The sequence below is a fragment of the Comamonas sp. 17RB genome (genome assembly GCF_030056555.1).
Lineage (GTDB): Bacteria > Pseudomonadota > Gammaproteobacteria > Burkholderiales > Burkholderiaceae_C > Comamonas > Comamonas terrigena.
This window is the reverse complement of record NZ_JASHHY010000001.1, coordinates 191446-214605: the sequence shown is the minus strand read 5'-3', so window position 1 is coordinate 214605 and position 23160 is coordinate 191446. Positions and strand designations below refer to the sequence as shown.

Annotated in this window: 21 protein-coding genes; 11 read left to right on the top strand and 10 right to left on the bottom strand. The window is 65.7% G+C overall.

All coding sequences use genetic code 11. The annotated features are described in order from the left end of the window. The first annotated feature begins 17 nt into the window (after positions 1-17). A complete protein-coding gene (locus QM470_RS00920; RefSeq protein WP_283337802.1) occupies positions 18-734 on the top strand; it encodes an ABC transporter ATP-binding protein in 717 nt (238 codons plus the stop codon). A 76-nt stretch (positions 735-810) separates the two neighbouring features. Here the strand turns inward: QM470_RS00920 and sstT are convergent, their stop codons facing one another. After that, positions 811-2067, bottom strand: a complete 1257-nt coding sequence (gene sstT / locus QM470_RS00915; protein WP_283338187.1) for a serine/threonine transporter SstT — start codon at positions 2065-2067, stop codon at positions 811-813. A 319-nt stretch (positions 2068-2386) separates the two neighbouring features. Here sstT and rlmB point away from each other — a divergent pair, with 319 nt between their 5' ends. Continuing rightward, positions 2387-3145 carry a 23S rRNA (guanosine(2251)-2'-O)-methyltransferase RlmB gene (rlmB, locus tag QM470_RS00910; protein WP_066532330.1) on the top strand — a complete coding sequence of 253 codons (759 nt, stop codon included), beginning with the start codon at positions 2387-2389 and terminating at the stop codon, positions 3143-3145. Positions 3146-3222: 77 nt separating this feature from the next. Continuing rightward, complete coding sequence (locus QM470_RS00905; protein WP_283337801.1) at positions 3223-3981, top strand: SIR2 family NAD-dependent protein deacylase; 759 nt, start codon at positions 3223-3225, stop codon at positions 3979-3981. Between the two features lie 51 nt (positions 3982-4032). Here the strand turns inward: QM470_RS00905 and QM470_RS00900 are convergent, their stop codons facing one another. Further along, complete coding sequence (locus tag QM470_RS00900) at positions 4033-4428, bottom strand: hypothetical protein (protein WP_066532322.1); 396 nt, start codon at positions 4426-4428, stop codon at positions 4033-4035. 236 nt (positions 4429-4664) lie between these two features. Between QM470_RS00900 and QM470_RS00895 the strand changes: the two genes are divergently transcribed. Then, entirely contained in the window at positions 4665-5534 is an 870-nt protein-coding gene (locus QM470_RS00895) for a fumarylacetoacetate hydrolase family protein (protein ID WP_283337800.1), read from the top strand. 59 nt (positions 5535-5593) lie between these two features. On the opposite strand, the gene QM470_RS00890 is transcribed toward QM470_RS00895, so the two are convergent. Beyond that, the gene (locus QM470_RS00890; RefSeq protein WP_066532320.1) at positions 5594-5899 is read right to left on the bottom strand and encodes a helix-turn-helix domain-containing protein; all 306 of its coding nucleotides are present in this window, start codon (positions 5897-5899) and stop codon (positions 5594-5596) included. 98 nt (positions 5900-5997) lie between these two features. Then, a complete protein-coding gene (locus QM470_RS00885; RefSeq protein WP_098066152.1) occupies positions 5998-6219 on the bottom strand; it encodes a hypothetical protein in 222 nt (73 codons plus the stop codon). Between the two features lie 273 nt (positions 6220-6492). On the opposite strand from QM470_RS00885, the gene QM470_RS00880 reads away from it, so the two are divergent. The 4 genes from QM470_RS00880 to QM470_RS00865 all read left to right on the top strand — a co-directional run bounded on the left by QM470_RS00880 (position 6493) and on the right by QM470_RS00865 (position 8897). Beyond that, positions 6493-7602, top strand: coding sequence for an NAD(P)/FAD-dependent oxidoreductase (locus QM470_RS00880; RefSeq protein WP_283337799.1), 1110 nt, complete (start codon positions 6493-6495; stop codon positions 7600-7602). Between the two features lie 157 nt (positions 7603-7759). Beyond that, entirely contained in the window at positions 7760-8071 is a 312-nt protein-coding gene (locus tag QM470_RS00875) for a DUF883 family protein (protein ID WP_066532311.1), read from the top strand. 80 nt (positions 8072-8151) lie between these two features. Next, entirely contained in the window at positions 8152-8547 is a 396-nt protein-coding gene (locus QM470_RS00870) for a phage holin family protein (RefSeq protein ID WP_066532303.1), read from the top strand. After that, positions 8544-8897: a hypothetical protein gene (locus QM470_RS00865; RefSeq protein ID WP_283337798.1), complete on the top strand. Its 354-nt coding sequence runs from the start codon at positions 8544-8546 to the stop codon at positions 8895-8897. The genes QM470_RS00870 and QM470_RS00865 overlap by 4 nt, the downstream gene beginning before the upstream one ends. 173 nt (positions 8898-9070) lie before the next feature. Here QM470_RS00865 and QM470_RS00860 read toward each other — a convergent pair whose 3' ends face one another. Then, entirely contained in the window at positions 9071-10129 is a 1059-nt protein-coding gene (locus QM470_RS00860) for a quinone-dependent dihydroorotate dehydrogenase (RefSeq protein ID WP_283337797.1), read from the bottom strand. Between the two features lie 34 nt (positions 10130-10163). On the opposite strand from QM470_RS00860, the gene rpiA reads away from it, so the two are divergent. Next, positions 10164-10856: a ribose-5-phosphate isomerase RpiA gene (gene rpiA / locus QM470_RS00855; RefSeq protein WP_280010701.1), complete on the top strand. Its 693-nt coding sequence runs from the start codon at positions 10164-10166 to the stop codon at positions 10854-10856. 181 nt (positions 10857-11037) lie between these two features. On the opposite strand, the gene QM470_RS00850 is transcribed toward rpiA, so the two are convergent. The 5 genes from QM470_RS00850 to QM470_RS00830 all read right to left on the bottom strand — a co-directional run bounded on the left by QM470_RS00850 (position 11038) and on the right by QM470_RS00830 (position 18394). Beyond that, positions 11038-11577, bottom strand: coding sequence for a superoxide dismutase family protein (locus tag QM470_RS00850; protein WP_283337796.1), 540 nt, complete (start codon positions 11575-11577; stop codon positions 11038-11040). Positions 11578-12016: 439 nt separating this feature from the next. After that, positions 12017-14065, bottom strand: coding sequence for a M3 family metallopeptidase (locus QM470_RS00845; RefSeq protein WP_283337795.1), 2049 nt, complete (start codon positions 14063-14065; stop codon positions 12017-12019). 177 nt (positions 14066-14242) lie between these two features. Further along, a complete protein-coding gene (folD, locus tag QM470_RS00840) occupies positions 14243-15100 on the bottom strand; it encodes a bifunctional methylenetetrahydrofolate dehydrogenase/methenyltetrahydrofolate cyclohydrolase FolD (RefSeq protein WP_066532289.1) in 858 nt (285 codons plus the stop codon). A gap of 73 nt (positions 15101-15173) precedes the next feature. Then, positions 15174-15812, bottom strand: a complete 639-nt coding sequence (locus QM470_RS00835; RefSeq protein WP_192334065.1) for a response regulator transcription factor — start codon at positions 15810-15812, stop codon at positions 15174-15176. After that, entirely contained in the window at positions 15809-18394 is a 2586-nt protein-coding gene (locus tag QM470_RS00830; protein ID WP_283337794.1) for a PAS domain-containing sensor histidine kinase, read from the bottom strand. Before QM470_RS00830 ends, QM470_RS00835 begins: the two co-directional genes overlap by 4 nt. Before the next feature lie 298 nt (positions 18395-18692). Between QM470_RS00830 and aceE the strand changes: the two genes are divergently transcribed. Together aceE and aceF are read left to right on the top strand one after the other, a co-directional pair. Continuing rightward, positions 18693-21410, top strand: a complete 2718-nt coding sequence (aceE, locus tag QM470_RS00825) for a pyruvate dehydrogenase (acetyl-transferring), homodimeric type (RefSeq protein WP_283337793.1) — start codon at positions 18693-18695, stop codon at positions 21408-21410. A gap of 18 nt (positions 21411-21428) precedes the next feature. Beyond that, positions 21429-23159 (top strand): dihydrolipoyllysine-residue acetyltransferase, encoded by a 1731-nt coding sequence (gene aceF / locus QM470_RS00820; RefSeq protein ID WP_283337792.1) that lies wholly within the window; start codon positions 21429-21431, stop codon positions 23157-23159. The last annotated feature ends 1 nt before the right edge of the window (position 23160 follow it).

The following is a 23160-nucleotide window of genomic DNA, read 5'->3' as shown; positions in this document are numbered from 1 at the left end:
TTTCCTGAGGTTTTTTCATGACTGAGACGATTTCCCGGCAGCCCTTGATCGCGGTAGAGCATCTCTTCAAGTCCGTGACGGATTCTTCCGGCAGCCTGGACATTCTGCGGGATATCGATTTCACACTGCAGCCCGGGGAGACCGTGGCCATTGTGGGTGCATCCGGATCGGGCAAAAGCACCCTGCTGTCGATTCTGGCGGGGCTGGACGTGCCTTCGCGCGGCACGGTGCGGTTGCAGGGCCAGGACATGTTTGCGCTGGACGAAGACGCACGCGCTGCGCTGCGGGCGCAGAAGATCGGCTTTGTGTTTCAGAGCTTCCAGCTGATGGGCAATCTCACGGCGCTGGAGAACGTGATGCTGCCGCTGGAGCTGGCCGGCGTGCGCGGCGCACGCATGCAGGCCACCGAGATGCTGCAGCGCGTGGGCCTGGGCCAGCGCCTGCAGCACTACCCCAAACTGCTGTCCGGCGGCGAGCAGCAGCGTGTGGCCCTGGCGCGGGCCTTTGTGGTGCGCCCGGCCGTGCTGCTGGCCGACGAGCCCACGGGCAGCCTGGACTTTGCGACCGGCGAAGCGGTGATGGAGCTGATGTTTGCCCTGAACCGCGAGCAGGGCACGACCCTGGTGCTGGTGACCCACGACCGCGGTATCGCTGCGCGCTGTGACCGGCGCATCACCATCGCCGCCGGCGCCGTGGCGGCGGATGAGCAGGGCGTGCTGGAGCAGCCGGGCTGAGTGCTAGTACTGCGCGGCAGGCCGCAAGGCCTGCGCCACCCTTGGCGGGGGCGCGCAGCCCGCCAATCTGCAAGGTTCAGGCGCGGCGCTGTGCCGCATCCGCTGCAGCGGCGGTGGACGCAGGCGCACCGCCGTCTTCCGACAGGCAGACGGCCGCGGTGAAGATCACGTCGGTGGAGGAGTTCAGCGCGGTCTCGGTCGAGTCCTGCAGCACGCTGATGATGTAGCCAATGCCCACCACCTGCATGGCGATGTCGTTGGAGATGCCGAACATGCTGCAGGCCAGCGGAATCAGCAGCAGGGAACCACCGGCCACGCCCGATGCACCGCAGGCGCACAGCGCCGACACCACGCACAGCAGCAGGGCCGTGGGGATGTCCACCGCAATGCCCAGGGTGTGGGCGGCGGCCAGGGTCAGCACGCTGATGGTGATGGCCGCGCCGGCCATGTTGATGGTGGCGCCCAGCGGGATGGCCACGCTGTAGGTGCCTTCGTCCAGGTTCAGGCGCTTGGCGATCGCCATGTTGATGGGGATGTTGGCGGCCGAGCTGCGGGTGAAGAAGGCCGTGACACCGCTTTCGCGCAGGCACATCAGCACCAACGGATAGGGGTTGCGGCGGATCTTCCACCAGACGATGGCGGGGTTGACCACCAGGGCCACGCACAGCATGGAGCCCAGCAGCACGCACAGCACATGGACATAGCCGCTCAGCGCTTCCAGGCCGGTGGTGGCCACGGTGGAGGCGACCAGGCCAAAGATGCCCAGCGGCGCGCAGCGGATCACGGCCTGGATGATGAAGGTCACACCGTTGGCCAGATCCGATGCCACTTTCTGCGTGGTGGCGCTGGCATGGCGCAGCGCCACGCCCAGGCCGATGGCCCACACCAGAATGCCGATGTAGTTGGCCTTCAGCACCGCATTCACCGGGTTGTCCACGGCGCTCAGCAGCACGCCCATCAGCACTTCGCTGATGTCGCCGGGCGCGGCGACGCCGGTGGCTGCATCCTTGAAATGCAGCACCGAGGGAAACAGCATGCTGGCACCCACGCCGACGATGGCGGCCGCCAGCGTGCCCACCAGATACAGCCACAGCACGGGCTTGAGCAGGGTGACTTCCCCGGGGCGGTGGTTGCCGATGGCCGCCATCACCAGGACCAGCACCAGCACCGGTGCCACGGCCTTGAGGGCCGAGATGAAGAGGGTGCCCAGCAGGCCGACCGACAGTGCGGCCTGCGGCCAGAGCAGCGCCAGGGCAATGCCCAGAATCAGGCCGATCACAATTTGCGTGACCAGGCCGGTGCGGCGCAGCCAGTGCAGCAGGGGTTGAAACATCATGGTGGAAAGAAAGCCGGGCGGCGCCGGCAAAGGCATCCGCGTACAAAATGAAAGCGGCCTTTGAAGTTGGCCGCAGTGCAGCAAAATTCAAAGGCCGGTGCCTGGGGTCTGCCGGAGCGCATCCCCAAGATGCCTCCGACCACAGGGTGAGTGTAGGCTTTCAGGGAAAACCCGGCGTTTGCAGGGTGCTTGGGAGGCGGGGCCGTCGGGCGGTGTCTGCCGATGCGGTCTGCGGCAGGCTGCCCGGGTGTGGACCGCGCGCCACAGCGGCCTGTCTTCTCCTCGGACATTGGCTTGGCCGGATAATGCCCCTCTTATGTCGTCCCCCAAAGTGCTTTTCGGCTTCCATGCCGTCGGCGTGCGCCTGAAGACCGCGCCGCAATCCATCATTGAAATCTACTACGAGAGCGCGCGCCGCGATGCGCGCATGCGCCAGTTCCTGGAGCGTGCCAAAGAGGTTGGTGCCCGTCTGATCGAAGCCGATGCCATGCGCATCGCCAAGCTGGCTGGCAGCCATGGCCACCAGGGCGTGGCTGCGCGCGTGGAAGAGGTCCGGGACACCCGCACGCTGGATGAGCTGCTGGACGATCTGGAGGAATCCGGCGTCAAGGCACCGCTGCTGCTGGTGCTGGACGGCGTGACCGATCCCCACAATCTGGGTGCCTGCCTGCGGGTGGCCGACGGCGCTGGTGTGCATGCCGTGATCGCCCCCAAGGACCATGCGGCCGGCATCAACGCGACCGTGGCCAAGGTGGCCAGCGGCGCAGCCGAGACCGTGCCGTATTTCATGGTGACCAACCTGGCGCGCACGCTCAACGAGCTCAAGGAGCGCGGCATCTGGGTGATCGGCACCAGCGGCGATGCCGACAAGCATCTCTACCAGATGGACCTGACCGGCCCGACGGCCCTGGTGCTGGGCGCCGAAGGCGACGGCATGCGCCAGCTCACCCGCAAGACCTGCGATGCGCTGGTCAGCATCCCCATGCAGGGCGCGGTGGAAAGCCTGAATGTGTCCGTGGCCAGCGGCGTGTGCCTGTACGAGGCACTGCGCCAGCGCATCCCCAAGCCGGCCTGATTTCCCCCCGTCTCTGCCCCGCTGCGGCGGAACAGCAGGCGGGATCTCTGGATTTTTCACAGCTGTTGACGTCTCCCATGCCTGCTGCCGAGCCTGACCGTGCCATGGACGCTGTGCGCGACTGGATCGCACAGTCCCGGCGGCTGTGCGTGCTGACCGGCGCGGGTGTCAGTGCGGAATCGGGTGTGCCGACTTTCCGTGACGCCCAGACCGGCTACTGGGCGCAGTTCCGTGCGGAAGACATGGCGTCCGAGCCTGGTTTCCGCGCCCATCCCGCGCGCGTGTGGCGCTGGTACCAGCACCGGCGGGGCTTGGTGTCGGCCGTCGCGCCCAATGCCGCCCACCGTGCGCTGGCCGGCTTTGCGGCCCAGCACCCGGGCCGGCTGACCCTGGTCACCCAGAATGTGGATGGACTGCACCAGCGTGCAGGCAGCCCCGATGTGGTGGCTTTGCACGGCGATCTGTTTGCCGACCAATGGCTGGATGCCTGTTGTCCGCAGTGCGCCCCGACCTCGCAGGCCGGGCAGCTGACGGCGACCGAGCCGCCCGCCTGTCCGTACTGCGGCAATCTGCGCCGCCCCGGGGTGGTGTGGTTTGGCGAATGCCTGCCCCAGGCGGCGCTGGACGCGGCCGAGGTGGCGGCCCAGGGCTGTGATCTGATGCTGGTGGCGGGTACGGCCGGGGTGGTGTACCCGGCGGCGGGCCTGGTCTTTCAGGCGCGGGATGCGGGGGCGCGCGTGGTCATCGTCAACACCGCGCCCACGGAGCTGGACCGGCTGGCCGATGCCGTGCTGCAGGGGCCGGCGACCACGGTGCTGCCTGCACTGCTGGGTTGACTCTTTGGCAGGTGCGCAGCACGGGCGCCAAATGTCGGTGCAGCGTGCGGTTCAATGGCCGATGTCGTGGGAGGCGTCGGCAGGTACCGGTGCCGCCTGCTCGGTTTTCTTGCGGCGCCCGGGCTTGGAGAACAGGATGGTGCTGCTGTCCGGCGTGAGGCGCTGGATCACGATGCTGCCGTCCTGGTGCAGGTACAGGCGCGTATCCGGCGATTCGCTGTTGTCCACGTAGCAGACGCCGGTGCTCAGCCCCTGCCAGCCATGTTCGGCACAGAAGCGCCGGCTGCGCAGGTATTCCAGCACGCTGCTGGGACTGGCGTGTTCCTCATTGCTGGCGACCCACAGATCTCGGAACAGGGTGAATGCCGCTTCCGCGTTGTCGCAACTGGGGGCCGCTTCGAGCTTTTTCAGCAGCGTGGAAAAGCGAGTTTCAAAGGTGGACAGCATGTCGACTATGTTAGTGGCAGGGCTGATTGAAATTGTTGTGTATAGCTACCGGTTAGAAAAGTTACCCAAATGTAAATCAGCATACATTTGGTGCAGTTATCGGACATGCTAGTCCACATCCGTGTTCCGCGATGCGCTGCATCTTCAAACAGTTGCCTGGTTGCATCAGGGTTCGGCAAGAATGCTGCAGTGCAGAAGCCGGTCATGGGACGGCCGGCGGCAACCAAGATACCGCCATGAAATTGCTACGTTATGGCCCGCCTGGGCAAGAGAAACCGGGCCTGCTGGACGCCCAGGGGGTGCTGCGCGACGCATCGGCCTGGACCGATGACTGGGCGGATGAGGCCCTGGCGCCAGACGCTTTGGAGGCCTTGCTGCAGGCGCACTGGCAGCAGTGGCCGCAGGTGCCGGGGCAGCCCCGCCTGGGCTGCCCGGTGGGGCGGGTGCGCAAGATTGTCTGTGTGGGGCTGAACTATGCCGACCACGCGCGGGAAGCCGGTCTGGCGCCGCCGGAAGAGCCGGTGCTGTTCCTCAAGGCGGCGACGGCGCTGTGCGGTCCCCAAGACGATCTGCTGCTGCCGCCCCAGGCCCACAAGGTGGACTGGGAGGTGGAGCTGGGCCTGGTGATCGGTCAGCGCATGCAGCATGTGCCCGAGTGGCGGGCCATGGAGCATCTGGCGGGCTATGTGCTGGCCAACGACATTTCCGAGCGTGCCTGGCAGATGGAGCGGGGCGGGCAATGGGACAAGGGCAAATCCCACGACGGGTTTGCGCCGGTCGGCCCCTGGCTGGTGACGCCGGACGAGGTGGAAGACCCGCACAACCTGGCGCTGTGGCTGGAGCTCAACGGGGTGGTGATGCAGGACGGCCACACCAGTCACTTCATCTTCCAGGTGCCGCGCGTGCTGGCCTACATCTCGGAATTCATGACCTTGGAGCCGGGCGACATCGTGCTGACCGGCACGCCGGCCGGCGTGGGCCTGGGGCACAAGCCAGTGCCCCGCTTTCTGCAGGACGGCGATGTGATGCGCCTGGGCGGCCAGGGGCTGGGCGAGCAGCGCATCCACTGCCGCGCCTGGGTGCGGGAGAACACCGAAAGCCGCTGAAGCGGCGGTGCGAAAACAGGTGGGAGCGAGCGCGCAGACCGGAGGCGCGCTGCAAAGAATCAGGGGGCGGTGTGGCCGGCCGCCGGCGGCAGATGGCGTGCCAGCGCGGCATGCACATCGGCATGCGCTGCCTGGGGGATGGCCAGCAGCTCATAGCCCAGCACACGGGCCATTTCATGCAAGGTGGACAGGCGTGGGTCCAGTCCATTGCTTTCCAGTCGCTGCACGGTCATGCGCGACAGGCCGGCCTGGGCTGCCAGGTCGGCCTGGGTCAGCAGCAGCCGTTTGCGTGCCTGTGCCAGGGTGGCGACCAGGGGATCGGGTGTGGCTGCGGCCGTTACCGGTGAAGAAATGCTGTCAGGCATGGTGGTGGTTCTCGCAAAAAACCAAGAGTGGGGCCATTGCCAGTGCAGGCGGGGAAAGCCGGTCTGTACGGGCGGGAGCGATGCAGCGGCCCCAGTGCTCAGGCGAAAAGGTTGAGGCGCGTGCCCACCTGACCATAGCGCGCCAGCTCGGGCTGGATCACTGCCATTTGTCCGGCAGTGGGGCCGGACAGCGCCTTGTTCAGCTCCTGCTGGTTGAATTGGCGCTTGGTCAGCTCGGCCATGGTGGCTGCATCGGTGACGCGGTTGTTTCCCCAGGCATTGCTGGCATTGCGAACGGCGGTGGCGAAAGACAGATCCATAACAAACTCCCAGACAATCAACGATTGGGTGTGACTGTAGGAGTTCTGTTGCAAGGCGAAAGCGCAAAAAAATGGGCTTTTGTATCCCATGAAAGCGTTTTGTAGCGAGAACTCAACAAAGCGCGAAGCTGCACGCAGCAGCCGGGACGCCCCCTGGGGGCACTCCAAAAAACAGAGCAGACCACCGGTGTTTTTGTGCGGCTTTCTGTCAAAAAACACGCACAATCCTGACAAAGCTGCAGTGCAGCACACAGAGCAACAACAGGAGCAGAAATGGTGGATCGGGTAGCTTGTATCGTGGTCGGCGCGGGTGTCGTGGGCCTGGCCGTGGCGCGTGCACTGGCCTTGCAGGGACGGGAAGTGATGGTGCTGGAACAGGCCGAGGCGATTGGCACCGGCACCAGTTCGCGCAACAGCGAGGTGATCCACGCCGGCATCTACTATCCGCAAGGCTCGCTCAAGGCCCAGCTGTGCGTGCAGGGCAAGCACATGCTGTATGACTACTGCGATGCACGCGGCGTGGCCTACCAGCGCTGCGGCAAGCTGATCGTGGCCACCTCGCCCGAGCAGGTGCCGCAACTGGAAGCCATCCGCCAGAAGGCCGCCGCCAATGGCGTGGACGATCTGGTGCACCTGACACGCGAGCAGGCCCGGGAACTGGAGCCGGCACTGGAATGCGTGGCCGCGCTGCATTCGCCCAGCACCGGCATTGTGGACAGCCACGGCCTGATGCTGGCGCTGCAGGGCGATCTGGAAAATGCCGGGGGCATGGTGGCGTTCCACGCCGCCGTGGAGCACGCTGTGCTGCAGGACGACGGCCACTGGCTGGTGCGCACCCAGGACGGCACCGAGCTGGAGACGCCGCTGCTGGTGAATGCCGCCGGTTACTGGGCGCCCGATCTAGCGCGCCGCTTTGAAGGCCTGGCTGCAGAGCACATCCCCACCGCGTATTACGCCAAGGGCAACTACTTTGTGCTCAGCGGCCGTGCGCCGTTCAGCCACCTGATCTACCCCGTGCCCGAGGCCGCAGGTCTGGGCGTGCACCTGACGCTGGACATGGGCGGTCAGGCCAAGTTCGGTCCTGATGTGGAATGGGTGGAGGATCCGGGCCAGCTGGTGGTCAACCCCGCGCGCGGTGACGGCTTCTATGCCGAGGTGCGCCGCTACTGGCCGGCCTTGCCCGAAGGGGCCCTGGTGGCCGGTTATGCGGGCATCCGACCCAAGATTTCCGGGCCGCACGAGGCTTCGGCCGACTTCTGCATCCAGGGTCCGCAGCAGCATGCCGCGCCGGGCCTGATCAATCTGTTTGGCATCGAATCGCCGGGGCTGACCAGCTGCCTGGCCGTGGCCGAGCAGGTGGCGCAGTTGGCGCCAGCCGTCTGAAAACGGGCTGACAGCGCGGCAATGCTGGCGGGAATTGATCCCGCTGCTATGCCAAAGCTTGGTGAGGGTCTTGGCATTCGTTAAGATGGTTCCACCTCCGTTTCCACCGGTGGCCCGCTGCCGGTGCTTTATTTGTCGAACTAGAAAGGTGCTAGCTATGTCGTTCTCCGTCTCCGATACCGTCTCCACCGCCCAAGCCGACCTGGAAAAGCTGGTCACCGACCTGCGCGGTCTGCTGGCCAGCAAGGAGCTGGATGCCGTGCCCGACATCCACGTGCTGCGCCAGCGCCTGGACGACGGCATCAGCCACGCCCGTGACTCCGCCGTGCGCGCTGCCCAGGAAGCCGCCCGCCAGGCCAAGGACGCCGCCATCGCCGCCGACCGCTACGCCCACGACGAACCCTGGCGCGTGGCCGGTGCGGCACTGGCCGTGGGCGCACTGGTGGGCTTTCTGCTGGCCCGCCGCTGAGCGCAATCGGTGACCGGCTGCCATCAGACCGGTCCCTCGCATCGCCTTTTTGCCAACTCGCACCAAAGGAAACGTCCACTGTGAACTGGTTGTCTGCCCTGGGACTGGATACGCTGGTCGCCCGTTATCGGGCTGCCGTGATCGAAGCCGCCATCGCCTCCGAAGACCGTGTGGAGCTGGCCAAGCTGGAGTGGAAACTGCAGCGCAACCGCCTGCAGTCCATTCTGGTGCTGGCCATTGCCCTGGGGGGGCTGACGGTGGTGGCCATGGTGCTGCTGTCGCTGGCCATCCTGATCCAGTTCTGGAACAGCCCCGACCGTGCCACGGTGGCCTGGGTGATTGCCGCCGTCTGGGTGGCTGCCTGGGGTGGGGTGCTGTGGGCGCTGCTGTCGGCGCTGCGCAAGTCGCGCTCGCCGTTCATGCAGACCCGTGCCGAACTGGCCAAAGACTGGCAAAGCATCAAGGAGAAGCTGTGAGCGAAACCAAGACCAAGCCCGTGGTCACCGGCCCGGCCCAGGCACTGCTGGTGAAGGAATCGCGTTGGGAGCATGCCGGCCCGGAAGAGCGGGCGGTGCTGCAGCGCATTGCCCAGCAGCGTGACCGGCTGGCCGCCCGCAAGGCGACCTACCAGCAGGTGGCGGCGCTGCGCGCCCAGGCGTCGGCCGTGTCGCCCGATGCGCCGCTGATCGACCGGGTGCTGACCTTTGCCCGCCTGCACCCGCTGGCGTCGGCCGGACTGGTGGGGGCTGCCTTGCTGGTGGGGCCGCGCAAGATCATGCGCGTGGGCGTGGCGGTGCTGCCGCTGCTGGCCAAGCTGCGGCGCTGAGATGCACGGGCCGTGCGCCCGTTGCGGTGGCCGCTGCAGACTGCTGGCGGCGCCTCCCATGCAAAAAGCCCATGGCATAGTGCCATGGGCTTTTTTTCTGCCCGGCCCGCCTAGGCCGGGCAGGCCGGAGGCCGGAGCACGCAGGAGCCGGGGCGCGGACAGCGTGCGCGGTGTCAGCGGGTCTGGGTGCCCAGTGCGCGCAGCGCACGGGCCGATTGCACCACCAGCTCGGGGCCGGCATAGATCAGGCCGCTGTAGATCTGCACCACATCGGCGCCGGCCTGGATCTTGGCCACGGCGTCTTCGGCGCGCATGATGCCGCCCACGCCGATGATGGGGAAGTCCTTGCCCAGTGCCGCGCGCAGCAGGCGGATCACGCGGTTGCTGGCCTCAAAGGCCGGGGCGCCGCTGAGGCCGCCGGCTTCCTCGGCATGGGGCATGCCCTTGACCGCTTCACGGCTGATGGTGGTGTTGGTGGCGATCACGCCGTCCATGCCGTGGCGGCGCAAGGTGGCGGCAATCACCTCCACCTGGGCGTCGTCCAGGTCGGGGGCGATCTTCACGAAAATGGGCACGCGCCGGCCCTGGGTGGCGGCCAGTGCTTCGCGGCGTTCGGCAATGGCGCCCAGCAGGCTGTCCAGTGCCTCGTCGCTTTGCAGCGCGCGCAGGTTCTTGGTGTTGGGCGAGCTGATGTTCACCGTCACGTAGTCGGCGTGGGGGTAGACGCCTTCCAGGCAGGTCAGGTAGTCGCTGGTGGCGTCTTCGATGGCGGTGGCAGCGTTCTTGCCGATGTTCAGGCCCAGCAGCATGGGCTTGCCCTGGCGGCGCACGGTGGACTGCTTGACGTTGGCGATGAAGGCATCGAGACCGTCGTTGTTGAAGCCCAGGCGGTTGACCAGGGCCTTGGCCGCCGGAATGCGGAACATGCGCGGCTTGGGGTTGCCCGGCTGGCCCTTGGGGGTGACGGTGCCCACTTCGACAAAGCCGAAGCCCATGGCGGCCAGCGCGTCGATGCAGCGCGCATTCTTGTCCAGGCCGGCGGCCATGCCCACGCGGTTGGGGAAGGTCAGGCCGGCCAGGGTGACCGGGTCGTTGACCGTTTCGTTGGACCACACGGCCTGCAGCGGGGTGTTCTGGCCACGGGACAGGGTGTTCATGGTGAAGTCGTGGGCGGCTTCGGGGTCCATGTTGAACAGGAAGGGGCGGACTAGGGCGTAGGGGATAAGGGACATAGGGATAATTCGAGGATTACCCGGATTTTCCCCCATGACGACCTCTACTGCACCTCTCTCCCAAGATGAACTCAAAACCCTGGTCGGCCAGGCCGCTGTGCGCTATGTGACGCCCGGCGACATCGTGGGCGTGGGCACGGGCTCCACGGTCAACAAATTCATTGACGCGCTGGCCCCCATCAAGGACCAGATCAAGGGCGCGGTGTCCAGCTCCGTGGCCAGCACGGAGCGCCTGAAGGCGCTGGGCATCACGGTGTTTGACGCGAACGAAGTCGAAAGCCTGTCGGTCTACATCGATGGTGCCGACGAGATCGACGGCAAGGGCTATATGGTCAAGGGCGGCGGCGCGGCGCTGACGCGCGAAAAAATCGTGGCCGCCATGGCCGAGCGCTTTGTCTGCATTGCCGATGCCTCCAAGCTGGTGGACGCACTGGGTGCGTTCCCGCTGCCGGTGGAAGTGATTCCCATGGCGGCGCAGCAGATTGCCCGCCGCTTTGCCGCCCTGGGGGGTACCGCCACGCTGCGCCTGAAGGACGGCCAACCGTTGGTCACTGACAACGGTCAGCACATTCTGGACGTGCGCGGCCTGCGCGTGGCCGACCCGCTGGCGTTTGAATCCGATGTGAACCAGTGGCCAGGCGTGGTGACCGTGGGCGTGTTTGCCCACCAGAAGGCCAGCATCTGCCTGCTGGGCACGGCCGAAGGCGTGAAGACCATCAGCTATTGATGTAGCCGCTGATTCAGCGCTTGCGCCGGCAGCAGCCCAAGGGCTGCATCTGCCCGGCCTGCCCAAACAAAACCCGGACCGCAAGGTGCCGGGTTTTTTTGTGGGGCAGCGGATCGCGCCCCTGTTGGACACACCCACGGCGCAGTGGCGCAGCAAGGCCACGGTGCCATAGGTGGGGCGCTTACTTGGCAGCCACCACCACCCCGCAGGCCAGGCGTGCGCCGGCATTGCCGGTGGGCTGGGTGGTGTAGTCGTCGGCATCCTTGTGCACGATGACGCCGCGGCCCACCACATTGGTGGGGCCCTGGCCCACGGTGATGCTGCGGCTGCTGAAGTCGAAGCTGGCGGTGCCCGTGCCATCCGCGCGCAGGCTGGGCAGATCGCCGGCATGGCCGCTGCCATGGCGCGCGTGGGGAACGTTGTTGGGGTTGAAATGGCCGCCCGCGCTGGTGCCGTCGGGGGCAGAGCAATCGCCTTTTTCATGCACGTGGAAGCCGTGCTCGGTGTTGGGGGCCAGGCCTTGGACCGAGCCTTGCACGCGCACGCTGCCGTCCTTTTGCGTGGTGAAGCGCACCATGCCCTGCACACTGCTGCCCTGGGTGGGTTGCAACCTAGCCTGGGCCACGGCGCCGGTGGCCATGGGGTCATGGGGTGAGCTGGAGCAGGCCGCCAGCGCGGCGGTGGTGATCAGGGCCAGGGTGGTGCAAAGGCGAAGGGACATGAATGCGCTCCTTGTAGTGGGTGACGGGATCTGCAAAAACCGGTGGCCTTGTGCCCATGGCCTGGCACGGTGCGGGGTACGGGGTACGGGGCATTGGCCCCGGGGCACCGTGGCTGGCAGGTACGCAGGCGGCGATCAAGGGGGCGCCGCAGGGCGGCAGGCCCGTTGCACGATTGCACGGGCATTGCCGTTCAAAGTCAAGGGCAGGCACCGGGCGGTGCGGTACGGAGGTGTTACCCGGTGTGAATGGGGCGGGGTGAGAGGCGGTGGACGTGGACGTGTGCGACGGTGTTCGGCGTGCAGGCTGGAGGCCGGCCCAGCCCAGCCAGGGCAGGGGGCCGATCGGTGAAGTGGCGCACGAGCATGTCTGCGGCGCGGCCCATGAAAAAGGGCGCGCTCCCGGGTGGGGAGCACGCCCTGGTGGCGGAGTGCCGGAGGGTCAGGCGGTCGTGGCGACTTCGGCCATGCCCTGGTGGCGCAGCAGGGCGTCGAGCTGCGGTTCGCGGCCGCGGAAGCCCTTGAAGTTGTCCATGGCGCTGCGGCTGCCACCCATCTCCAGGATGTTGTGCAGGTACTTCTGCGCGGTGGTCTGGCTGGCCGTGCCGTCGGCGCCCTGGGTTTCCTCGAAGGCGGCATAGGCGTCGGCGCTCAGCACCTCGGCCCACTTGTAGCTGTAGTAGCCGGCGGCATACCCGCCGGCAAAGATGTGGCTGAAGGTGTTGGTGCCGCGGTTGTAGGGCGTGGTGGGCAGCACGGCCACTTCGTCGCGCACCTGCTGGAGCAGGGCGTAGTAGTCGGCGTCGGGTGCGTGCTCGGCGTGCAGCAGCATGTCGAACAACGAGAACTCGATCTGGCGCAGCGTGCCCATGCCGGCCTGGAAGTTCTTGGCGGCAATCATCTTGTCGTACAGAGCGCGGGGCAGGGGTTCGCCGGTGTCCACGTGGGCGGTCATGTGGCGCAGCACTTCCCATTCCCAGCAGAAGTTTTCCATGAACTGGCTGGGCAGCTCCACGGCATCCCATTCCACGCCGTTGATGCCCGAGACGTCCTTCTCGTTCACCTGCGTGAGCATGTGGTGCAGCGCGTGGCCGGATTCATGGAACAGGGTGATCACGTCATCGTGCGTGAGCAGGGCGGGTTTGCCGTCCACGCCGTCGGCGAAGTTGCAGACCATGTGGGCCACGGGTGTCTGCAGGGTGCCGGTGTCGGGGCGCAGCCAGCGGCTGCGCACATCGTCCATCCAGGCGCCGCCGCGCTTGCCGGCGCGGGCGGGCTGGTCCAGGTAGAACTGGCCCACCACCTTGCCGGCGCGCTCCAGGCGGTAGAACTGCACGGCGGGGTTCCAGACGGCGGCTTCATCGCGGCGGATGGAGACGTCGAACAGGGATTCGATGATCTTGAACAGGCCGGCCAGCACCTTGGGGGCCGTGAAGTACTGTTTGACTTCCTGCTCGCTGAAGGCGTAGCGCGCTTCCTTGAGCTTTTCGGAGATGAAGGTCCAGTCCCAGGGCTGGGGGTCGGCGATGCCCAGCTCGTCCTTGGCAAAGGCGCGCAGGTCGGCCACGTCTTTTTCGGCAAACGGGCGGGCACGGTGGCCCAGGTCGCGCAGGAAGCCGATCACCTGCTGGGGCGACTGGGCCATCTTGGGCACCAGCGAGACTTCGGCAAAGTTCTGGTAGCCCAGCAGCCGGGCTTCTTCCAGGCGCAGGGCCAGGATTTCCTTGATGATGGCCGTGTTGTCGAACTTCACGGCTTCGCCTTCGGCCTGCTCGGAGGCACGGGTCACGTAGGCGCGGTAGACCTTCTCGCGCAGTGCGCTGCTCTTGGCAAACTGCATCACCGGCAGGTAGCAGGGCATCTTCAGCGTGAGCTTGTAGCCGTCCTTGCCCTCGGCCTGGGCGGCAGCGCGGGCGGCCTGCACCACGTCGGCGGGCACGCCGTCGAGCTCGGCTTCGGTGGCGTAGTAGGCCCAGGTGTCGGTGGCGTCGAGCGTGTTCTCGCTGAACTTCTGGCCCAGTTCGGCCGCGCGTTCCTGGATCTTGGCAAAGCGTTCGCGGGCGGCGCCCTGCAGCTCGGCACCCGACAGCACAAAGCCGCGCAGCGCATTGGCATGGGCCTTCTTCTGCTCGGCGTTCAGCGTGGCGGTGTCGATGGCCTTGTACTTGGCGTACAGGCGTTCGTCCGCGCCCAGGCGGGTCCAGAACTCGGTGATCTTGGGCAGGGCCTCGTTGTAGGCGGCGCGCAGCTCCGGGCTGTCGGCCACGCTGGAGAGGTGGCTGACCGCCCCCCAGGACATGCCCAGCTTTTCGGTGGCCACGTCCAGCACCTTGGCGATGGCGTTCCACTCGGCGGGAAAGTCCGGCGCGGTGACGGTTTCCAGTGCGGCATCGGCCTGCTGCATCAGGGTGTCGATGGCGGGGCCGACATCGGCGGGCGTGATGCGGTCAAACCGCGGCAATCCGGAAGATTCAAGCAGGGCGTTGGTCATGGCTTGCATTTTGTGCCAACTGGCAATGTTTCAAGGTGTAGGGTAGCTATCTTGGTGATAGCTGCTTGTGCAGCACTGTAGCGAATTAAGAGCCTGTTTTCATGCCGAAGTTCCCACCAGCAAAAAGCCCCTGCGACACAGGGTGGGCAGGGGCTTGGGCCAGGTGCATCGGGCAGTTTACCGGGCAGCGCTGCGTTCGGCCGCTTCCATGGTGTTGACCAGCAACATGGTAATCGTCATCGGGCCGACACCTCCGGGGACGGGGGTAATGAAACCGGCCACTTCCTTGACGCCGTCGAAGTCCACGTCGCCGCAGAGCTTGCCTTCGTCATTGCGGTTCATGCCCACGTCGATCACCACGGCGCCGGGCTTGACCATGTCGGCCGTCAGCACGTTGCGCTTGCCCACGGCGGCCACCACCACATCGGCCTGGCGCGTCATGGCGCCCAGGTCGGCGGTACCGCTGTGGGTGATGGTGACGGTGGCGTTGGCGGCCAGCAGCATCATGGCCATGGGCTTGCCCACGATGTTGGAGCGGCCGATCACCACGGCGTGCTTGCCGCGCAGGTCCTTCATGCCGATGGATTCCAGCATCTTCATGCAGCCGTAGGGGGTGCAGGCCTTGAAGCCGACTTCACCGACCATCAGTGCGCCGGCGCTGGCCACGTGGAAACCGTCCACGTCCTTGGCAGGGGAGATGGTTTCGATGACCTTGTGGTCGTCGATGTGCTTGGGCAGGGGCAACTGCACCAGGATGCCGTGGATGCTGGGGTCGTTATTCAGCGCTTCGACGCGGGCCAGCAGCTCGGCTTCGGTCATGGAGGCGTCGTACTTTTCCAGCACGGAATGAAAGCCCGCCTCTTCGCAGGCCTTGACCTTGTTGCGGACATAGACCTGGGACGCCGGGTTGTCACCCACCAGCACCACGGCCAGACCGGGCGTGGTGCCCTGTGCCTTGAGCGTGGCCGCGCGCGCTGCGACTTCGGTGCGCAGTTGGCGGGAGAGGGCGTTTCCGTCGATGAGTTGGGCTGTCATTGCTTGTCTTCAATAAAAAATGCTGCCAGGGCTTGGTGCACAAGCGCTGGCAGCTGCGGGTGAAGGAATTACTTTACGCCGAGACCTTGGGGGTTGCACTGGTAGGGCCAAGTGCAATCTTCAGCAGATCGGCCACGGTGTTGGCGTTGAGCTTTTCCATGATGTTGGCGCGGTGGGCTTCCACCGTCTTGATGCTGATGCCCAGGTCGTCGGCGATCTGCTTGTTCAGGCGGCCGGCGACGATGCGCTCGAGCACCTGGGCTTCGCGGCCGGTCAGCTTGGACAGCAACGCGTCGCGGCTGGCGGCCTGCTGGTGGTCGGCAAAGGCTTCGCGGGCATGGTCCAGCATGCGCTCCACGGTGCCCAGCAGTTCGTCTTCGTTGAAAGGCTTCTGGATGAAGTCCAGTGCCCCCTTCTTCATGGTGTTGACGGCCATGGGCACGTCGCCGTGGCCGGTGATGAAGACGATGGGCAGGGGGGACTTGCGTTCAAGCAGACGGTCCTGGAGTTCCAGGCCGGTCATGCCGTTCATGCGGATGTCGACGATCAGGCAGGCGACTTCGCGCGGGTCGTAGCGTGCCAGAAAGGCTTCGGCCGATTCAAAGCAGCGCACTCTGTAGTCTTTGCCCTCGAGAAGCCATTGCAGCGAGTCGCGGACGGCCTCGTCGTCGTCGACTACATACACGGTGCCTTTTTTCGGGGTCATGTTCATACAGGTGTCCTTGGATTTGGATTGTTTGCCTGAGGGGATGTCTCACTGTCCTTGGGGGACGCCAGCGGGAGCCAGAATGAAAACCGGCAGCCGACGACCTCTGAACCATTGTAGAGGTTCTCCGCACGCATCCGGCCGTGATGGGACTCCACAATGCTGCGGCATAGATTCAGGCCCATGCCCATGCCTTCCTGCTTGGTGGTGAAGAAGGCTTCGAACAAGCGATCAAGCACTTCGGGCGGAAGTCCCTTGCCGCTGTCGGTCACGGCAAATTCCACGCCTTCCTTGCCGTCCTGCATGGTCGGACGCACCTGCAACTCGACGCTGCGCTTTCCGGACGGACGGTCGGACAGGTCGATGGATTCGGCACCGTTCTTCATCAGGTTCACCAGCACCTGCTCGATCAGGATACGGTCCGCCATCACCGCCGGCAGGCGGGCTGCGACGTGGTGGGTCAGGCTCACGTTGCGGCGGCGCAGTTCGATGTTGGCCAGCTCCACGGATTCCTCGACCATGTCGTTGACATTGGCCTGGGCGCGGTTGGGCTCGCTGCGTTTCACGAAGGAGCGGATGCGCTGGATGATCTGGCCCGCGCGCTGCGCCTGGTGGGCGGTCTTCTCCAGCGCGAACTTCATCTGGTCTTCGGTCAGCGAACCATTGGCCAGGCGGGTGAGCATGCCGCTGCTGTAGTTGCTGATGGCGGTCAGCGGCTGGTTCAGCTCGTGCGCCACGCTGGAGGCCATTTCGCCCATGGTGATCAGGCGGCTCACGGACTGGGCGCGTTCGGCCTGGCGGGCGTTCTGTTCCTCGGCCAGTCGGCGGGGGGTGATGTCGGAGGCGATCACCATCTGGGCCAGGCGGCCGTCCACCCAGCTCAGGTAGCGCGAGCGCACTTCCAGCCATTTGCCCAGCTCGGGCACAAAGATTTCGGCGTTGCCGGCCACCGAGCTGGTCAGCTCCTCGGTGGGCAGGCCCATCAGGCCGTCCTCGTCGTCCATATTGCTTTGCTGGTGGGCGCGGGCGCTGGGCACGCCGGCTTGCTCCACCAGGCGCAGGTGGCCTTCGGCGTCGGAGCCGAACCACTGGCGGTAGAGCTTGTTGGCAAACAGCACTTCGGTGCTGCCCAGCGGGGCCACGGAGACCGAGGCGTCCAGCGCTTCCAGCACCACGGTGAAGCGCTCGTGCGAGGCGGCCAGCTGGTCGCGGATGCGGTTGGGCTCGGTGATGTCGGTCATGGACGACATCCACCCCGTGTGCTGGCCATGGGCGTCGATCAGGGGAGAGACATAGAGGCGGGCATCGAACTGGCTGCCGTTCTTGCGGCGCACCCGCACCTGGAAGCCGCCGTGGATGGTCTTGCCTGCCAGCTCGTCGTGCAGCTTGGCGCGCAGCGTGTCGTAGTCGGTGTCGGGCCAATAGGGGTAGGGGGGCATCTGGCCCACCAGCTCCTGTTCGCTCCAGCCGGTCATCTGGCAGAAGGCGGCATTCACGTAGGTGATGCGGCCGTGCAGGTCCAGCGCGCGCATGCCGGTGAGCACCGAGTTTTCCATGGCGCGGCGGAAATTGGTTTCGGCCACCAGGGCTTCCTGGGTGCGCATGCGCCGGCGCGTGTGGCGCCAGGTGGCCAGCAGCAGCCAGGCGGTCATCACGCTGAGCGTGCCCACCAGCCAGAACAGGGCGCTGCCCACCATGCCCAGCGAGGCGCGGTAGGCCTGGGCATGCAGCACCAGCGAGGTACCGACCGGCCCCACGGCCACTTCATACTGGTTGGCCTGGGGGCGCATGCCCATGCGGTGCGCTGGCTGCGTGGGCACCACCAGCGGCGTGCCGGCCAGGACCTGGCCGCGGTCGTCGCGCAGGCTCAGGGCATAACGGGCCAGCACTTCCGTGGGGATGCCATAGCGCAGCAGGCTGTCCACCGAGTACTCGGCCAGGATCACGCCGCCGAATTCGCCCGAGCTGTTGAGAGGCACCTGCAGCTGCAGCATGGGGGCGCTGACCTCGCCGGCCTCTTTATGCGGCTGCAGATAGACCGGCTGCAGTTGCATCTTGACGGCGCGGAAGGCATCGGCCGTCTCGCCGGTGCGCAGCACTTCGCCGACCTGGCGCAGCTGTTCGCTGGAGACGGTGGGGGCGGCATGGGTGGCCAGGATCTGGCCGTCCATGGTGGCCCAGCTGATGGACTGCAGCTCGGGGTACTGGGTGATCAGCACCTCGGTGCGGTTGCCGAATTCGGCCGGGCCGATTTCCGCATTGGCCGCATCGCGCGCCAGCCGCATGATCTGTTCCTGGCGCTCCAGCAGGCGCAGGCGCAGGCGTTGCTGGGCGTATTCCACGTCGCGGCGCAGGGCTTCCTGCTCGCGGTCGACTTCTTCTGCGCGCAAATACCAGAAAGCCACCAGGATTGCAGCCAGGAACAGCGCCACGGCCGCCATGGGCGCCAGCGCCGCCAAACGGTCTTGGCGCGTGGGCGAAAGGCTGCGCCACCAAGTCCGCCACCATTGCACGGGGGGGGCGGATTCGTAGAAACCCGGAGAAATCGAGTCAGGGCCGGATGCGGACGGATCGGGGTGCGAATGCATGACTAAAGTGTAGGTGAATCCTAGGACATCCCCGGTGCTCGTCGCGGGTTTCAGAGGGAAGCGTAGGGATGTGCAATTGCAGCATTTTTTCACATTAAGAAATCAAAAAGCACAATTTGAAATATGAAAAAAATATGCGACACTCGCCCCGCTAACAAGCCGCAAAGGCCTGTGGGCGCTGTGTGCCTGGTGCGAGGATGTTGCTGTTCTGACAACGCCTGCATCGGAAGCCCTCCAGCCCGCCACCGGACTTCTGAGGCCCCGAATGACCCTGTAGCCCATTGACCAGGAGACAACCATGACAGCTCAGACCGACCCCCAGGCCGGCGCCAACGCCCAGCCCCAAATCGACACCCAGGAATCCCGTGAGTGGATGGACGCGCTCTCCGCTGTCATCGACCGCGAAGGCGCCGAATACGCCCACAAGCTGATCGAAGACCTGCTGGAACACGCCCGCGAAAACAGCGTGGACATGCCTTTCTCGGCCACCACCGGCTATGTGAACACCATCGAGACCGAGCAGGAAGCACGCTGCCCCGGCAATCTGCACCTGGAAGGCCGTCTGCGCGCCTACATGCGCTGGAACGCCATGGCGATGGTGGTCAAGGCCAACCGCCACCACCCACCGGAAGGCGGCGATCTGGGCGGCCACATCGGCTCCTTTGCCTCGCTGGCCAATATGTTCGGTGCCGGCTTCAACCACTTCTGGCACGCCGAGAGTGAAAACCACGGCGGTGACTGCCTGTACATCCAGGGCCACGTCTCGCCCGGCATCTACGCCCGCGCCTACCTGGAAGGCCGCATCACCGAAGACCAGCTGCTGAACTTCCGCCAGGAAGTGGACGGCAAGGGCCTGTCCAGCTACCCCCACCCCAAGCTGATGCCCGAGTTCTGGCAGTTCCCCACGGTGTCCATGGGCCTGGGCCCGCTGATGGCCATCTACCAGGCACGCTTCCTGAAGTACTTGCACGCCCGTGGCATTGCCAACACCGAAAACCGCAAGGTCTGGGTGTTCTGCGGCGACGGCGAAATGGACGAAGTGGAATCCCTGGGCGCGATCGGCCTGGCCGCGCGTGAGAACCTGGACAACCTGGTGTTCGTCATCAACTGCAATCTGCAGCGCCTGGACGGCCCGGTGCGCGGCAACGGCAAGATCATCCAGGAGCTGGAAGGCGAATTCCGCGGCTCCGGCTGGAACGTGATCAAGCTGCTGTGGGGCAAGGGCTGGGACGAGCTGCTGGCCAAGGACAAGGACGGCGTCCTCAAGAAGATCATGATGGAGTGCAACGACGGGGACTACCAGTCGTTCAAGGCCAACGACGGCGCCTTTGTGCGCAAGAACTTCTTCGGCCGCGATCCGCGCGCGCTGAAGATGGTCGAGCACATGAGCGACGACGAGATCTGGAACCTGCGCCGCGGTGGCCACGATTCGCAGAAGGTCTACGCCGCATTTGCCGCTGCCAACTCCACCAAGGGCCAACCCACGGTGCTGCTGGTCAAGACCGTCAAGGGCTTCGGCATGGGCAAGATCGGTGAAGGCAAGAACACCGTGCACCAGACCAAGAAGCTGTCGGACGAAGACATCAAGGCCTTCCGCGACCGTTTCAACATCCCGATTCCGGACAGCCAGATCGCCGACCTGCCGTTCTACAAGCCGGCCGACGACACCCCGGAAATGAAGTACCTGCACGAGCGCCGCAAGGCCCTGGGCGGTTACCTGCCGCACCGCCGCGTGAAGGCCGACGAACAGTTCACCGCCCCGGCGCTGGACACCTTCAAGGCCATCCTGGAGCCCACGCCCGAAGGCCGTGAGATCTCCACCACGCAGGCCTATGTGCGTTTCCTGACGCAGCTGCTGCGCGACAAGGACATCGGTCCCCGCGTGGTGCCCATCCTGGTGGACGAGGCCCGTACCTTCGGTATGGAAGGCCTGTTCCGTCAGATCGGCATCTACAACCCGCACGGTCAGCAGTACACCCCGGTCGACAAGGACCAGGTGATGTACTACCGCGAAGACAAGGCCGGCCAGATCCTGCAGGAAGGCATCAACGAAGCCGGCGGCATGGCCAGCTGGATTGCTGCGGCCACCAGCTACAGCACCTCGAACCGGATCATGATCCCGTTCTATGTGTACTACTCGATGTTCGGCTTCCAGCGCATTGGCGATCTGGCCTGGGCGGCAGGTGACATGCAGGCACGCGGTTTCCTGCTGGGCGGCACTTCGGGCCGCACCACGCTGAACGGCGAAGGTCTGCAGCACGAAGACGGTCACAGCCACATCCTGGCCAACACCATCCCCAACTGCATCAGCTACGACCCCACCTTCGCACACGAAGTGGCCGTGATCATGCAGGACGGTCTGCGCCGCATGGTGCAGAACCAGGAAAACGTCTTCTACTACCTGACGCTGCTGAACGAAAACTACGCCATGCCCGGCCTGACCGCCGGCACGGAAGAGCAGATCATCAAGGGCATGTACCTGTGCAAGCCCGGCCAGAAGGTGCCGCAATCGGGCGAGCGCGTACAGCTGCTGGGCTCTGGCACCATCCTGCGCGAATCCTTCTTTGCGCAAGAGCAGCTGGAAAAGGACTGGGGCATTGCGGCCGACGTGTGGAGCTGCCCATCGTTCAACGAACTGACCCGTGACGGCCAGGACGCCGAGCGCCACAACATGCTGCATCCGCTGGAAGCCGCCAAGGTGCCGTTCGTGACGCAGCAGCTGCAAGGCTCGCAAGGCCCGGTGATCGCGTCGACCGACTACATGAAGGCCTACGCCGAGCAGATCCGCCCCTACATGCCCAAGGGCCGCACCTTCAAGGTGCTGGGTACCGACGGTTTCGGCCGTTCGGACTTCCGCCGCAAGCTGCGCGAGCACTTCGAGATCGACCGCCACTACATCGTGGTGGCCGCGCTCAAGTCGCTGGCCGACGAAGGCAAGCTGCCCGTCACTAAGGTGGCCGAAGCCATTGCCAAGTACGGCATCAAGACCGACAAGATCAACCCGCTGTACGCCTAAAACGACCGGAGACAGACAATGGCAATGACAGAAATCAAGGTTCCGGACATCGGCGACTTCGACAGCGTGGGCGTGATCGAAGTGCTGGTCAACGTGGGCGACACCATCAAGGTGGAGCAGTCGCTGGTGACCGTGGAGAGCGACAAGGCCTCCATGGAGATCCCCTCCAGCCACGCTGGCGTGGTCAAGGAAGTCAAGGTGAAGCTGGGCGACCAGATCAGCGAAGGCTCGGTGGTGGTGGTGCTGGAAACAGCCGACGCCGCTTCCGCCCCAGCCCCTGCTGCAGCGCCTGCACCGGCGGCCCAGCCTGCCGCAGCTCCCGTGGCTGCAGCTGCTGCCACGGTGGCCGCTGCGGCCCCCGCACCCGCTCCCGCTCCCGCAGCCCCTGCTGCGGCCGCCGCTTCCAGCACGCTGGCCATCCAGATCCCCGATATCGGTGACTTCAAGGATGTGGCCGTGATCGAGATGCTGGTCAAGGTGGGCGACACCGTGACGGCCGAGCAGTCGCTGTTCACCGTGGAATCCGACAAGGCATCGATGGAAATCCCGTCGCCGGCCGCCGGCACCATCACCGCGCTGACGCTGAAGATTGGCGACACCGTGAATGTGGGCGACGTGGTCGGCCAGATGACGGTGCAGGGCGCTGCGGCCCCGGCTGCTGCGGCTGCTGCCCCCGCACCCGCTGCGGCGGCGCCTGTGGCTGCAGCACCTGCCCAGGCGGCCCCTGCCGCCGCAGCAGCAGCACCCGTGGCCGCTGCCCCTGTGGCGGTGCCTGCCCACAACCCCACGGTGGCGCCGTCCGGCAGCCTGCCGTACGCATCGCCTTCCGTGCGCAAGTTCGCCCGCGAACTGGGCGTGCCGCTGGCCGAGGTGAAGGGTTCCGGCAACAAGGGCCGCATCACGGCCGACGACGTGCAGGCCTTCACCAAGTCGGTGATGGCGGGCGCCGTGCAAACGCTGGCGCAGCAGGCTGCTGCACCGGCCAAGTCGTCCGGCGGCAACGTGGGCGGTCTGGAAGTGCTGGCCTGGCCCAAGGTGGACTTTGCCAAGTTCGGCGCCGTGGAGCGCAAGGATCTGTCGCGCATCAAGAAGATCTCGGGCGCGAACCTGCACCGCAACTGGGTGATGATTCCCCACGTCACCAACAACGACCTGGCGGACATCACCGAGCTGGAAGCCTTCCGCGTGAGCACCAACGCCGAAAGCGCCAAGGCCAAGAGCGACGTCAAGGTGACCATGCTGGCCTTTGTGATCAAGGCCGTGGTCTCGGCGCTGAAGAAGTTCCCCGAGTTCAACACCTCGCTGGACGGCGATACCCTGGTCTACAAGCAGTACTACAACATCGGCTTTGCGGCGGACACGCCCAATGGCCTGGTGGTGCCGGTGCTCAAGGATGCCGACAAGAAGGGCATCATGCAGATCAGCCAGGAAATGTCGGAACTGGCCAAGAAGGCCCGTGACGGCAAGCTGGGCGCGGCCGACATGCAAGGCGGCTGCTTCTCCATCTCGTCGCTGGGCGGCATTGGCGGCACCGACTTCACCCCCATCGTGAATGCGCCGGAAGTGGCCATCCTGGGTCTGTCCAAGGGCAGCATCCAGCCGGTGTGGGACGGCAAGCAGTTTGTGCCCCGCCTGATGCTGCCGCTGAGCCTGTCGTACGACCACCGCGTGATCGACGGCGCGGCTGCTGCCCGCTTCAACGCCTATCTGGGCGCGGTGCTGGCCGACTACCGCCGCATCCTGCTGTAAA